This window comes from Pseudomonas putida, from assembly GCF_028682175.1.
GTDB classification, from domain to species: Bacteria; Pseudomonadota; Gammaproteobacteria; order Pseudomonadales; family Pseudomonadaceae; genus Aquipseudomonas; species Aquipseudomonas putida_AD.
This window is the reverse complement of the sequence record NZ_JANHKS010000083.1, coordinates 1-13,066: the sequence shown is the minus strand read 5'-3', so window position 1 is coordinate 13,066 and position 13,066 is coordinate 1. Positions and strand designations below refer to the sequence as shown.

Below are 13,066 nucleotides of genomic sequence, written 5' to 3'. Positions count from 1 at the left end.
CCGGACTGCTACGTGCGGATCGACTCACCCCTGTAGGAGCGCGCTTGGTCTGGGCCGCATTCGGACGATGGCGTCCTCAAGTTCGCCCCCGCCGGCAAGCCGTGCTGCTACGGGTCGGTGGCGTGCTTTTGATCTTGATCTTGGTGCGCGATGGCACAGGCGCCGCCGAACGCGACGTTAAGGCGCCAGGCCGAACGCAGGCGTTGCGTAGTGGGTTGAGCGGCAAGGATGCCGCGAAAGCCGTGCGGGCCAGGGACGGCCCATCACGGCGGACCCACGGAGCGGCGCCGGAGTGAGGGAACCGAGACGAAGTCGAGGCCCAGCCTGTCGCAGGGCTTTTTTGGTTACTTTTTCAGCTCTTGGAAAAAGTGACCCGCCGTAAGGGCGGAAAGGTGAATCAGCATCACCCCCGCCAATGGATATTCCAACAGAACTCTCTACCACCGTGCTGCTAAAGCTAACCGCATTCAACCGTGCTTGATCCCGCGCACTTCATCTACGCCGCGGTTGGCGAGTTGATCCGCCCGTTCGTTACCCGGATGACCAATGTGGCCGCGTACCCATTTCCAGGTCACGGTGTGGCGGTTGACCTGCTCGTCTAGCTGTTTCCACAGGTCAGCGTTCTTGACCGGCTCCTTGGCCGCCGTCTTCCAGCCGCGCTTCTTCCAGTTGACCATCCACTCGGTGATGCCCTTCATCACATACTGCGAGTCCGTGACCAGAATCACCTCGCACGGGCGCTTCAACTCTTCCAGGCCGCGAATCGCGCCCAGAAGCTCCATGCGGTTGTTGGTGGTGTTGGCTTCGCCGCCCCAGAGTTCCTTTTCCACGCCCTTGCACACCAGCAACGCGCCCCAGCCGCCAGGGCCGGGGTTGCCTTTGCAGGCGCCATCGGAGAACAGTTCTACGGTATCGCTCATTACGACTCTTTCCAGAATTCAGAAGGCTTGTTTCGGCCATTGCCGATCAAGGCTCGGGGGTACGCCGGTTGACCTTGGCCATCGGCAGGGGCAACAGTTTGCCCATCGGTTCGCGTCGCGGCATGCGCACAGGCCGCAGCCCGACCACCAGTTTGCGCGCCACCAATAAATAGAAGCCGCCACCCGGGCTCTGCCAGCCGTCGCCCAGACGCTCAAGGCCCGACAGGCGTTGCTGCCACACAGGTGAGGCAAGGGGCGGACGATAGCACCCGAACCTGCGTTTCTCCAGCGCGAAGCCCAGCAGGTTGAGCCAGTCCCCGACCCGCGACGGCGAGATGCAGCGCGCCCGGCGCAAGGCGTCGTTGGTGAAGAAATGACGAATGCCCCAGGTGCTCCAGGGATTGATTCCGATAATCAGCAAATGGCCACCAGGCCGCACGCTGCTGGCCGCCTCGCGCAACAGGCCGTGGGGCGAGAGGCAGAAATCCAGGCCGTGCTGCATCACCACCACATCGGCGGCATGCTCGCTCAATGGCCAGGCCTGCTCTTCGCAGACGATCTCGACGCCGGGCAGCGGCGCGCCGAGGCGTACATTGCGCTGCACCTGCTTGGCCGCCGGCGGGGTTTGCGCGGACGGGCCGTAGTGCACCAGATAGCCACCAAAAAAGCGCTCCAGCTCCTCTTCGAGTACCCGGCGCTCCTCTTCCAGCAGCAACTGGCCCAAGGGCCCGGACAACCACTCTCGGGCAGAGCTGATCAACTCAAGCCATTCGGGGTCGGCCTGGGCGAACGCTTCATCGGTCATTTCCGGTCTCCTGGAGGGGTCCCTCATGCGACTGGCTCGCACAGAAACGGTTCAGACTCTAAGATGCTTCTTTGTTTTCAAAAAAGCGAATCGCGCCATGATACAGATCGATGCCCTGCCCGCTTTCTCTGACAACTACATCTGGTTGTTACAAGACAATGCCAGCAAACGCTGCGCGGTGGTCGATCCGGGCGATGCCAGGCCTGTGCTGGCCTGGCTGGAGCGTAATCCGGGCTGGCAGTTGAGCGACATTCTGGTCACTCACCATCATGCCGATCATACCGGTGGCGTGGCAGAGCTTAAAAGTATCACGCAGGCCAGGGTCTACGGCCCGGCCAACGAGAATATCCCGGCACGGGACGTCGCCCTGTCCGATGGTGATGAGGTCACCGCCCTGGGCCTGACCTTCACCGTGCATGCGGTCGCCGGCCACACCCTGGGCCACATCGCCTTTTACCATGAGGATGCGCAACGGCCCCTGCTGTTCAGTGGCGACACGCTGTTCGCCGCCGGTTGCGGTCGCCTGTTCGAAGGCACGCCGCAACAGATGCACGCATCGCTCTCGCGCCTGGCCGCCCTGCCCGGCAACACCCAGGTCTACTGCGCCCACGAATACACCCTGAGCAACCTGCGCTTTGCCGTGGCGGTCGAGCCGGAAAATCAGGATGTGCGGGCACGCTTCGAGGAAGTCACCCGCCTGCGCGAGCAAAACCGCATCAGCCTGCCGTCGAGTATCGAGCTGGAACACCGGACCAATCCGTTTCTGCGGGTTTCGCAACGTTCTGTCAAACAAAAAGCAGACGAACGGACTGGTACAGACAACAGCTCGCCTGCGGCCGTTTTTGCAGCGTTGCGAGCGTGGAAAGACACGTTCTAAAGGTGCATGGCTTTGGTACAAAAATTCTGAAAGGTTGACCGTTCCCAAGACGCTTTCTAGAATCGCCCGACATTTTCGACTGGAACTATCTCCCAGCCAATGTCGTCATCTATACGTAAAACCTTTAATTCCGACGCATTGACTCGGTTGGCACAGGCAATCGCGGTGGTCGCGAGCGCTACGTTGGCAGGCTGCCAGACTACCGGCAGCCTGGAATCCAGCAACGCGACGAGTGCCGCTCATCCCCCCGCTTCCGTCAAGCCAAAACAGGTTTTCATCGCCCGCAAGCCGGTTCCACTGGCCCCGCCCCATGATGTCTGGGAGCGCATGCGCCAGGGCTTCCAGTTGCAGGACGGCAACGACCTCAACCCGCGTATCGACCAGCAGCGCCTCTGGTTCGCCAACAACCCGTCGTTCCTGGAAACGGCCGGTGAGCGCGGCAGCCTTTATATGCACTACATCGTCGAGCGCCTCGAAGAGCGCAACATGCCGCTGGAGCTGGCGCTGCTGCCAGTGATCGAAAGCGCCTACAACCCGATGGCCCTTTCGCGCAGCGATGCTGCTGGCATCTGGCAGTTCATCCCGTCCACGGGGCGCTACTTCAACCTGCGTCAGACCAGCTTCTATGACGGTCGTCGTGACATCACGGCCTCCACCACGGCGGCACTGGACTACCTGACCAAGCTGCATGACATGTTCAACGGCGACTGGCTGCTGGCGCTTGCCGCCTACAACGCCGGCGAAGGCACGGTCAGCCGCGCCATCGAGCGCAACGAAAAGCTCAACCTGCCGACCGACTACTGGAACCTGCCACTGCCGCAGGAAACCCGCGACTACGTGCCGAAACTGCTGGCCCTGTCGCAGGTGGTCATGTCGCCGCAAGCGTACGGCGTGAACCTGAACCCCATCGACAACAAGCCCTACTTCGAAGTGGTCGAGCTGAACCAGCGCATGGACCTGACCAAGGTCGCGCAGATGGCCAACATCGACGAGGACGAGCTGATCCAGCTCAACCCGGCTTTCAAGAAGCGCCTGACCATCGACGGACCGCAGCACCTGCTGGTGCCGACTTCCAAATCGCAACTGCTGACCACCAGCCTCTCGAACATGAAACCCGAGGAACTGGTGGACTGGCAGCAATACCGCGTGCGTCCGGGTGACAGCCTGGCCAGCATCGCCAGCCGCTACAAGGTGTCGACCAGCACGCTCAAGGATCTGAACAAGCTGTCGGGCAACCACCTCAAGCGCGGCCAGGCGCTGACCATTCCGGTACAGCCCGGCATGAAATACGCGATGCCGGTGTTCGAGGAAGTGGCCGAAGTCGACGAGAAACCGGCCCGCACCCGCACCTACAAGGTCAAGAAAGGCGACAACCTGGGCCAGATCGCCCGCATCAACAAGGTTGAAGTGCACGATCTGCAGCACTGGAACAAACTGTCCGGCTACAACCTCAAGGTCGGCCAGACCCTGGTGATGCAGGACAACAGCAAGCCGGCCAAGACTAGTTCCCGCGCCGTCGCCAAAAACGACAGCAAAGCGAAGGACGCCGAAGGCAAGGCCACGCAGTACAAGATCCAGAAAGGCGACTCGCTGTACCTGGTGGCCAAACGTTTCAACGTCGAGATGCAGCACCTCAAGCGCTGGAACCCGCGCAGCGGCCAGGCGCTCAAGCCGGGGCAGACGTTGACGGTTTATTTGCCGCATTGATGGGAATTTCCCCGCCTGCTACGCCCCTGTAGGAGTGAGCTTGCTCGCGATAGCATTCCAAAGCCTACGAATAGGCAACTGACAGACCGCCATCGCGAGCAAGCTCACTCCTACAGGTCCGGCGCCCACCACAGCCCTTTTTCCAGCCCATACAAGCTGTTACTGTGACCGACCGCTGCCTGGATCGAAGCCGACTTGATACGCCTTCTGCTGCTGTTTTCCAGCCTGGTCTTGAGCACGACAGCCACCGCGACCATCAGCGAGAGCCATGGTTACGCCCAGTTCGGTGTCCTCAAGTATCCGGCCAGTTTCACCCACTTCGACTGGGTCAACCCCGAGGCGCCGAAGGCTGGCACCTTGAGGATCATGGCATTCGGCACCTTTGACACCCTCAACCCCTACACCTTCAAGGGCAGCAGCCCGATTTCCACGCCCAATTTCGGCCAGTACGGCGTCAGCGAGCTGAACGAGCCGTTGATGGTCGGCACCGGGCAATACGACCCGTCCGGTGACGAACCAACCTCAAGCTATGGCCTGATTGCCAAGTCGGTGGAATACAGCGAGGATCGCAGCTGGGTGGTGTTCAACCTGCGCCCGGAAGCGCGCTTTCACGACGGCAAGCCGATTACTGCCTACGATGTGGCGTTTTCCTACAGGACGCTGCTGCGTGACGGCCACCCGCAGTACCGTACCGCATTGCAGGAAGTGCAGCGGGTGGACATCCTCAACCGTCACCGCATCCGCTTCGTGCTCAAGCGGTCCGGCAACCCATTACTGATTCTGCGTCTCGGCGAATTGCCCGTGCTGCCGCAGCACTACTGGAAGAACCGCGACTTCAAGGCCACGACCTTCGAACCGCCGCTGGGCAGCGGCCCATACCGCATCACCCAGGTGCGCCCGGGGCGCAGCCTGGTGTTCGAGCGGGTCAAGGATTACTGGGGCAAGGATTTGCCGGTCAATCGCGGCAAGTACAACTTCAACCGCGTGCAGGTGGAGTTCTACCGTGATGCCGATGTGGCCTTCGAAGCCTTCAAGGCCGGCGAGTTCGACATCTACATCGAGCATCAGGCCAAGAACTGGTTCACCGGCTACGACTTCCCTGCCGTGGCCAACGGCAGCGTGATCAAGGCGCAGATTCCGCACCAGATCCCGACCCAGACCCAGGGCCTTTTCATGAACACCCGCCGCAGCACTTTCGCTGACATCAAGGTGCGCGAGGCGCTGGGGTTGATGTTCAATTTCGAGTGGACCAACCGCACGCTGTTCAACAACGCGTACAGCCGTTCGGTCAGCTACTACCCCAACAGCGAGTTCTCGGCGACGGACCTGCCGGCCGGGCGTGAATTTCTGGCATTGTCGCCGTACCGCGATCAACTGCCGGCAAAACTCTTCACCCAGCCCTTCACCGTGTCGAAAACCGACGGTGGCGGCGTGCCTCGCGACACGATTCGTAAAGCTCTGGGGCTGCTCGCCGAGGCCGGCTGGAAATACACTGACCGCGGCCTTGCCAACAGTGCCGGGCAGCCGTTGCGATTCGAGATACTGCTGGTCAACCCGAACCTCGAACGCATTCTGCAACCGTACATCGAAGACCTCACGCGGATCGGCATCGACGCGCGCCTGCGCACGGTGGATCGCGCCCAATACAAACAGCGTCTGGACCAGTTCGATTTCGACATGATTCTGATGACCCTGAACCAGACGCTCAGCCCCGGCCTCGAACAGTGGCAGTATTTCCACTCAAGCCAGGCCGGTATCCGGGGCAGCAAGAACTATGCAGGTGTCGCAAGCCCGGTGGTGGACAACCTCCTGAACCAGCTGCTGGCCGCGAAAACCCGTGACGACCAGGTCGCGGCCACCAAGGCCCTGGACCGCGTCCTGCTCTGGCAGCACTACATGATTCCCAACTGGTACCTCAACAATCATCGTCTGGCGTACCGCAGTCGTTTCGCCATGGTCACCACCCCGCCCTACACCCTGGGCCTGCGTGCGTGGTGGCTCAAGCCTTCGGAGAAAACCCAATGACCGCACTGCGCTCACTGACGCGGGCTGGCGGCCTGTTCCTGTTCGGGCTGGCCTGCTCCGTGCACGCCGCCCCGCAGCATGCCATTACCCTGTACGGCGAAGCCCCCAAGTACCCTGCCGACTACAAGCACTTCGACTACGTGAACCCGGACGCGCCCAAGGGCGGGATCCTGCGCAGCGCCAGTTTCGGCGGCTTCGACAGCCTCAACCCGTTCATCAGCAAGGGCGTGCCCGCCGATGACATCGGCCTGATCTACGACACCCTGATGCGCCAGGGCCTGGATGAGCCGTTCACCGAATACGGGCTGATCGCCGGCAAGATCGAAAAGGCCCCGGACAATAGCTGGGTGCGTTTCTACCTGCGCCCCGAGGCGAAATTCAACGACGGCCACCCGGTGCGCGCCGAAGACGTGGTGTTCAGCTTCGACACCCTGATCAAGGACGGCTCGCCGCTGTATCGCAGCTACTACGCCGACGTCGATCAGGTCGTGGCCGAAGACCCGCTCACCGTGCTGTTCAAGTTCAAGCACACCAATAATCGTGAATTGCCGTTGATCATCGGGCAACTGCCGGTGCTGCCCAAGCATTGGTGGGCCACCCGGGACTTCAACAAGGGCAACCTGGAAATCCCGCTGGGCAGCGGGCCGTACAAGGTGTCGGAGGTCAAGGCCGGCCGCTCGATCCGCTACGAGCGCGTCAAGGATTACTGGGGCAAGGATCTGCCGGTGAACAAGGGCTTCTACAACTTCGACCGCCTCTCCACCGACTATTACCGCGACAACACGGTTGCGCTGGAAGGCCTCAAGGCCGGTGCGTTCGACTACTGGCAGGAAATGACCGCCAAGAACTGGGCCACCGCCTATGACGTCCCGGCTGTCAGGCAGGGCCGGCTGGTCAAGGAAGAAATCGCCAACGGCAACCCGCAAGGCATGCAGGGTTTCATCTTCAACCTGCGCAAGCCCATGTTCCAGGACGCCCGCGTGCGCCAGGCAATCAGCCTGCTGCTGGACTTCGAATGGACCAACAAGCAGCTGTTCTTCAGCAGCTACACGCGCACCAAGAGCTACTTCGACAACTCCGACATGGGCTCGCGCGGCCTGCCGTCTGAAGCCGAGCTGAAAATCCTCGAACCGCTGCGCGCACAACTGCCGCCGCAGGTGTTCACCGAGGAGTTCAAGCTGCCGGTCACCGATGGCAGCGGCATCATCCGCGAACAGCAGCGCAAGGCCTTTGCCCTGCTCAAGGAAGCCGGCTGGAAGATCGTCGGCGACAAGATGGTCGATACCCAGGGCAAGCCTGTGAGCATCGAATTCCTGCTGGCCCAGACCGAGTTCGAACGGGTGTTGCTGCCGTTCAAGCGCAATCTGGCCGACATCGGTATCAACCTGGAGATTCGCCGGGTCGATGTCTCGCAGTACGTCACCCGTCGCCGCTCGCGGGACTACGACATGATCGTCGGCAGCTTCCCGCAGTCCAGCTCGCCAGGTAACGAACAGCGCGAATACTGGGACTCGTCGGCCGCCGACAAGCCCGGCAGCTACAACCTCATCGGCCTCAAGGACCCGGCGGTGGATGCACTGGTCAGCGGCCTGATCAACGCCGACTCGCGCCAGAGCCTGATCGACCATACCCGCGCCCTCGACCGTGCGCTGCTATGGGGCTACTACGTGATTCCCAACTGGCACATCAAGACCTGGCGCCTGGCGTACTGGGATCACCTGGGCCATCCGAAGAAATCGCCGCTGTACGACATCGGCACCATGACCTGGTGGGTCAAGCCCGACACCACGCCAGCCATTTCGGTGCAACCGGCGCAAGACGTTGCCGAGCCTGAAGCGGCCCCATCCAAGGACGAGCAATAACATGCTGGCGTACATTCTGCGGCGCTTGCTGCTGATCGTGCCGACCCTGTTCGGCATTCTTCTGATCAACTTCGTGATTATCCAGGCCGCACCAGGCGGCCCGGTGGAACAGATGATCGCCAAGCTCGAAGGCTTCGAAGGCGCCACCAGCCGCATCGCCGGTGGCGGCGCCGAGGTCTCGGTGGCCGGCTCGAACTACCGTGGTGCCCAGGGCCTGGACCCGGCCCTGATCAAGGAAATCGAGCACATGTACGGGTTCGACAAGTCGGCCCCGGAACGCCTGTGGATCATGGTCAAGAACTACTCGAAGCTGGATTTCGGCGACAGCTTCTTTCGCGACGCCAAGGTCATCGACCTGATCGCCGAGAAGATGCCGGTGTCGATCTCGCTGGGGCTGTGGAGCACGCTCATCATGTACCTGGTATCGATCCCGCTGGGGATCGCCAAGGCCACCCGCCACGGCAGCCAGTTCGACGTCTGGACCAGTTCGGCGATCATCGTCGGCTATGCCATCCCGGCGTTCCTGTTCGCCATCCTGCTGATCGTGGTGTTCGCCGGCGGCAGCTATTTCGACTGGTTCCCGCTGCGCGGCCTGACCTCCAGCAACTTCGACGAATTGAGCTGGCTGGGCAAGGTCGGTGATTACTTCTGGCACCTGGTGTTGCCGATCACCGCGCTGGTCATCGGCAACTTTGCCACCATGACCCTGCTCACCAAGAACAGCTTTCTGGACGAAATCGGCAAGCAGTACGTCATTACCGCCAAGGCCAAGGGTCTGACCCAGCGCCGGGTGCTCTACGGTCACGTGTTCCGCAACGCCATGCTGCTGGTGATCGCGGGCTTCCCGTCGGCATTCATTGGCATTTTCTTCACAGGTTCCCTGCTGGTCGAAGTGATCTTCTCCCTCGACGGCCTGGGCCTGATGAGTTTCGAGGCGGCGATCAACCGCGACTACCCCGTGGTGTTCGGCACCCTGTTCATCTTCACCCTGCTGGGGCTGGTGGTGAAACTGATCGGCGACCTGACCTACACGCTGGTTGACCCACGTATCGACTTCGACCGCAGGGATCATTGACATGACGTTGTCCCCTCTCAATCGACGCCGTTTCGAACGCTTCAAGGCCAACAAGCGTGGCTGGTGGTCGTTGTGGCTGTTCCTGATCCTGTTCGTTGCAAGCCTTGGCGCCGAACTGATCGCCAATGACAAGCCGCTGATCGTCAAATACGACGGCCAGTGGTATTTCCCGGTGTTCGAGCGCTACCCGGAGACCACCTTCGGCGGCGAATTTCCGCTGGAAGCCAACTACAACAGCCCCTACATCAAGGAGCTGATAGCCAGCAAGGATGGCTGGACGCTGTGGGCGCCGATCCCCTTCAGCTACCAGAGCATCAACTACGATCTGAAGGTTCCGGCCCCTGCCCCGCCCTCGCGGGACAACCTGCTGGGCACCGATGACCAGGGCCGCGATGTGCTGGCCCGGGTGATCTACGGCTTCCGGGTGTCGGTACTGTTCGCCCTGACCCTGACCGTGCTCAGCTCGATCATCGGCGTGATCGCCGGCGCCCTGCAGGGCTTCTATGGCGGCTGGGTCGATCTGGTCGGCCAGCGCTTTCTGGAAATCTGGTCGGGGCTGCCGGTGCTGTACCTGCTGATCATTCTGGCCAGCTTCGTGCAGCCCAACTTCTGGTGGCTGCTGGGCATCATGCTGCTGTTCTCGTGGATGAGCCTGGTGGACGTGGTGCGGGCCGAATTCCTGCGTGGCCGCAACCTGGAATACGTGCGCGCGGCGCGGGCGCTTGGCATGCAGAACGGCGGGATCATGTTCCGTCACATCCTGCCCAACGCCATGGTCTCGACCATGACCTTCATGCCGTTCATCCTCACCGGCGCCATCGGCACCCTGACCGCGCTGGACTTCCTGGGCTTCGGCCTGCCCGCAGGCTCGCCGTCGCTGGGCGAACTGGTCGCGCAGGGCAAATCCAACCTGCAGGCGCCATGGCTGGGCATCAGTGCCTTTGCCGTGCTGGCCCTGATGTTGAGTTTGCTGGTGTTCATCGGCGAATCCGCCCGTGACGCATTCGACCCGAGGAAATGAGATGAATCAGGACAATCTGATCGAAATCCGCAACCTGTCGGTCGAGTTCGTCACCGGCCAGAAAACCCAGCGCGTGGTCGAGGGCATCAGCTTCGACATCCGCAAGGGCGAGACCCTGGCGCTGGTCGGGGAAAGCGGCTCGGGCAAGTCGGTCACTGCGCATTCGATCCTGCGCCTTCTGCCCTACCCGCTGGCGCGCCACCCGACGGGTACCATCCAGTACGCCGGGAACGAGCTGCTGACGGTCAGCGAAAAACGCATGCGCGCCATCCGTGGCAACCGCATCGCCATGATCTTCCAGGAGCCGATGACCTCGCTCAATCCGCTGCAATCGGTGGAAAAGCAGATCAACGAGGTGCTCGGCCTGCACAAGGGTCTGACCGGCAAGGCGGCCACACGCCGCACCCTGGAGTTGCTGGAGCTGGTCGGCATCCCCGAACCGCTCAAGCGCCTCAAGGCCCTGCCCCACGAGCTCTCGGGCGGCCAGCGTCAGCGGGTGATGATCGCTATGGCCCTGGCCAACGAGCCGGAACTGCTGATCGCCGACGAGCCGACCACCGCGCTGGACGTCACGGTGCAGTTGAAAATCCTCGAACTGCTCAAGGAATTGCAGGCCCGGCTGGGCATGGCGCTGCTGCTGATCAGCCATGATTTGAACGTGGTTCGACAAATAGCCAACCGAGTATGTGTCATGCAGCGCGGTTGCATCGTCGAACAGGCATCGTGCGAAGAACTGTTCCGTGCGCCGCAGCATCCGTACACCAAAGAATTGCTCAGTGCCGAGCCCAAAGGGGGGCCGGCAGACAACGCTCCGGGCGCACCGATGCTGGAAGTAGAAGACCTCAAAGTCTGGTTTCCGATCAAGAAAGGTGTGTTCAAGCGTACCGTCGATCACGTCAAGGCCGTGGACGGCATCCACTTCAGTCTGCCCAAGGGCCAGACGCTGGGGATCGTCGGCGAAAGCGGCTCGGGCAAATCGACGTTGGGCCTGGCGATTCTCAGGTTGATTCGCAGCGAAGGCGAGATACGCTTTCAGGGCCAGTCGCTGGCCTGCCTCAAGCAGGATCAGGTCAGGCCCCTGCGCCGGCAGATGCAGGTGGTGTTTCAGGACCCGTTCGGCAGCCTCAGCCCGCGCATGTCGGTGTGCGACATCGTTGGCGAGGGCCTGCGGATTCACCAGATAGGAACCCCCGCCGAGCAGGAAACGGCGGTGATCGAAGCGCTCAAGGAGGTAGGCCTGGACCCGGCAACCCGGCACCGCTACCCCCATGAGTTTTCCGGCGGACAGCGGCAAAGGATCGCCATCGCACGGGCATTAGTGTTAAAACCTGCGCTGATTTTACTGGACGAGCCCACTTCGGCCCTCGACCGGACCGTTCAGCGCCAGGTGGTGGAGCTTTTGCGCTCCCTGCAAGCGAAGTACAACCTGACGTATTTGTTTATCAGCCATGACCTGGCGGTAGTCAAAGCGCTGAGCCACCAGTTGATGGTGGTCAAGCAAGGCCAAGTGGTCGAACAGGGTGTGGCAGAAGATATCTTCGCCGCACCGCAACATCCTTATACACAGCAGTTGCTGGAAGCCGCTTTTCTGGCACCAGCAACTGTCGATTAACCTGAAGAGGAAAAAACCATGGGTTTTCTCGCCGGTAAGCGCGTCCTGATCGTCGGTGTCGCCAGCAAACTGTCCATCGCATCCGGTATCGCTGCCGCCATGCATCGCGAGGGTGCTGAGCTTGCCTTCACCTACCAGAACGAAAAACTCAAGGGCCGCGTCGAAGAATTCGCCGCTGGCTGGGGTTCGAGCGCCGACCTGTGCTTCCCTTGCGACGTGGCCAGCGATGAAGAAATCGCCAAGGTCTTCGAAGCACTGAGCAAGAAGTGGGACGGCCTGGACTGCATCGTTCACTCCGTAGGTTTCGCCCCGGGCGACCAACTGGACGGCGACTTCACCCAAGCCACCACCCGTGACGGTTTCCGCATCGCCCACGACATCAGCGCCTACAGCTTCGTGGCCCTGGCCAAGGCTGGCCGTGAAATGATGCAAGGCCGCAACGGCAGCCTGCTGACCCTGTCGTACCTGGGCGCCGAGCGCACCATGCCCAACTACAACGTGATGGGCATGGCCAAGGCCAGCCTGGAAGCCGGTGTACGTTACCTGGCCCGCAGCCTGGGCCCGGACGGCACCCGCGTGAACGCGGTATCGGCAGGTCCGATCCGTACCCTGGCAGCTTCGGGTATCAAGAACTTCCGCAAGATGCTGGACGCCAACGAAGCCCAGACTCCACTGCGTCGCAATGTGACCATCGATGAAGTCGGCAACGCCGGCGCGTTCCTGTGCTCGGACCTGGCGTCGGGCGTGAGCGGTGAGATCATGTACGTTGACGGTGGTTTCAACACCACTGCGATGGGTGATCTGCAGGACTGATGCGTTAACCAACGCACGCCCTGAAAAAAGCCCCGGTTTTTGCGAGCCGGGGCTTTTTTATTTGGGAGTTCGTTATCGGCGCGATCCTGTGGGAGCGGGCTCGCCCGCGAAAGCGTCGGGTCAAACGACGCCGCGTTACCTGACCGAGCGCCTTCGCAGGCAAGCCAGCTCCCACAGGGGGGCGATGTCATGATGATCGTTCCCACGCTCTGCGTCGCGTCGGCGGGTGACTTCTCAGTCGTGTGTATATCCGTTGTCGCAGTGGTTTTAGCTTAGGGTTTCGCCCCTTACGGGCGACCTACTTTCTTTCGGGAAAGTAGGCAAACCATTTGCTCCTGGCTGGGGTCCG

The 13,066-nt window shown here is 61.6% G+C and carries 10 protein-coding genes and 1 pseudogene; 9 read left to right on the top strand and 2 right to left on the bottom strand.

The genetic code is table 11. From position 1 onward, the window contains the following. Positions 1-467: 467 nt before the first annotated feature. Positions 468-920: a ribonuclease HI gene (rnhA, locus tag NPS29_RS27965; protein WP_274136705.1), complete on the bottom strand. Its 453-nt coding sequence runs from the start codon at positions 918-920 to the stop codon at positions 468-470. A 46-nt stretch (positions 921-966) separates the two neighbouring features. Then, entirely contained in the window at positions 967-1,725 is a 759-nt protein-coding gene (locus NPS29_RS27960; RefSeq protein ID WP_274136704.1) for a class I SAM-dependent methyltransferase, read from the bottom strand. Between the two features lie 97 nt (positions 1,726-1,822). Here NPS29_RS27960 and gloB point away from each other — a divergent pair, with 97 nt between their 5' ends. The 9 genes and pseudogenes from gloB (at position 1,823) to fabI (ending at position 12,717) form a co-directional block, all read left to right on the top strand. Further along, a complete protein-coding gene (gene gloB, locus NPS29_RS27955; RefSeq protein ID WP_274136703.1) occupies positions 1,823-2,602 on the top strand; it encodes a hydroxyacylglutathione hydrolase in 780 nt (259 codons plus the stop codon). A gap of 99 nt (positions 2,603-2,701) precedes the next feature. Next, positions 2,702-2,813: pseudogene (locus tag NPS29_RS29015) on the top strand (lytic transglycosylase domain-containing protein); the annotation flags it as partial. Positions 2,814-2,878: 65 nt separating this feature from the next. Continuing rightward, positions 2,879-4,309, top strand: a complete 1,431-nt coding sequence (locus NPS29_RS27950; protein WP_400609633.1) for a lytic transglycosylase — start codon at positions 2,879-2,881, stop codon at positions 4,307-4,309. Positions 4,310-4,504: 195 nt separating this feature from the next. Further along, positions 4,505-6,334 carry an extracellular solute-binding protein gene (locus NPS29_RS27945; protein ID WP_274136701.1) on the top strand — a complete coding sequence of 610 codons (1,830 nt, stop codon included), beginning with the start codon at positions 4,505-4,507 and terminating at the stop codon, positions 6,332-6,334. Beyond that, positions 6,331-8,196: an extracellular solute-binding protein gene (locus NPS29_RS27940; RefSeq protein WP_274136700.1), complete on the top strand. Its 1,866-nt coding sequence runs from the start codon at positions 6,331-6,333 to the stop codon at positions 8,194-8,196. The genes NPS29_RS27945 and NPS29_RS27940 overlap by 4 nt, the downstream gene beginning before the upstream one ends. A gap of 1 nt (position 8,197) precedes the next feature. Then, on the top strand, positions 8,198-9,271 hold the full coding sequence (locus NPS29_RS27935) for a microcin C ABC transporter permease YejB (protein ID WP_274136699.1): 1,074 nt from the start codon (positions 8,198-8,200) through the stop codon (positions 9,269-9,271). A gap of 1 nt (position 9,272) precedes the next feature. Continuing rightward, entirely contained in the window at positions 9,273-10,292 is a 1,020-nt protein-coding gene (locus tag NPS29_RS27930) for an ABC transporter permease (RefSeq protein ID WP_274136697.1), read from the top strand. 1 nt (position 10,293) lies between these two features. Then, on the top strand, positions 10,294-11,904 hold the full coding sequence (locus NPS29_RS27925) for an ABC transporter ATP-binding protein (RefSeq protein WP_274136696.1): 1,611 nt from the start codon (positions 10,294-10,296) through the stop codon (positions 11,902-11,904). Positions 11,905-11,922: 18 nt separating this feature from the next. Further along, positions 11,923-12,717 (top strand): enoyl-ACP reductase FabI, encoded by a 795-nt coding sequence (gene fabI, locus NPS29_RS27920; protein WP_274136695.1) that lies wholly within the window; start codon positions 11,923-11,925, stop codon positions 12,715-12,717. Positions 12,718-13,066 lie beyond the last annotated feature (349 nt).

Bases quoted from the DNA above. Each gene is read 5' to 3' on its own strand.
- rnhA (WP_274136705.1), bottom strand. From the start codon at position 920: ATGAGCGATACCGTAGAACTGTTCTCCGATGGCGCCTGCAAAGGCAAC.
- NPS29_RS27960 (WP_274136704.1), bottom strand. From the start codon at position 1,725: ATGACCGATGAAGCGTTCGCCCAGGCCGACCCCGAATGGCTTGAGTTG.
- gloB (WP_274136703.1), top strand. From the start codon at position 1,823: ATGATACAGATCGATGCCCTGCCCGCTTTCTCTGACAACTACATCTGG.
- NPS29_RS27940 (WP_274136700.1), top strand. From the start codon at position 6,331: ATGACCGCACTGCGCTCACTGACGCGGGCTGGCGGCCTGTTCCTGTTC.
- NPS29_RS27935 (WP_274136699.1), top strand. From the start codon at position 8,198: ATGCTGGCGTACATTCTGCGGCGCTTGCTGCTGATCGTGCCGACCCTG.
- NPS29_RS27930 (WP_274136697.1), top strand. From the start codon at position 9,273: ATGACGTTGTCCCCTCTCAATCGACGCCGTTTCGAACGCTTCAAGGCC.
- NPS29_RS27925 (WP_274136696.1), top strand. From the start codon at position 10,294: ATGAATCAGGACAATCTGATCGAAATCCGCAACCTGTCGGTCGAGTTC.
- fabI (WP_274136695.1), top strand. From the start codon at position 11,923: ATGGGTTTTCTCGCCGGTAAGCGCGTCCTGATCGTCGGTGTCGCCAGC.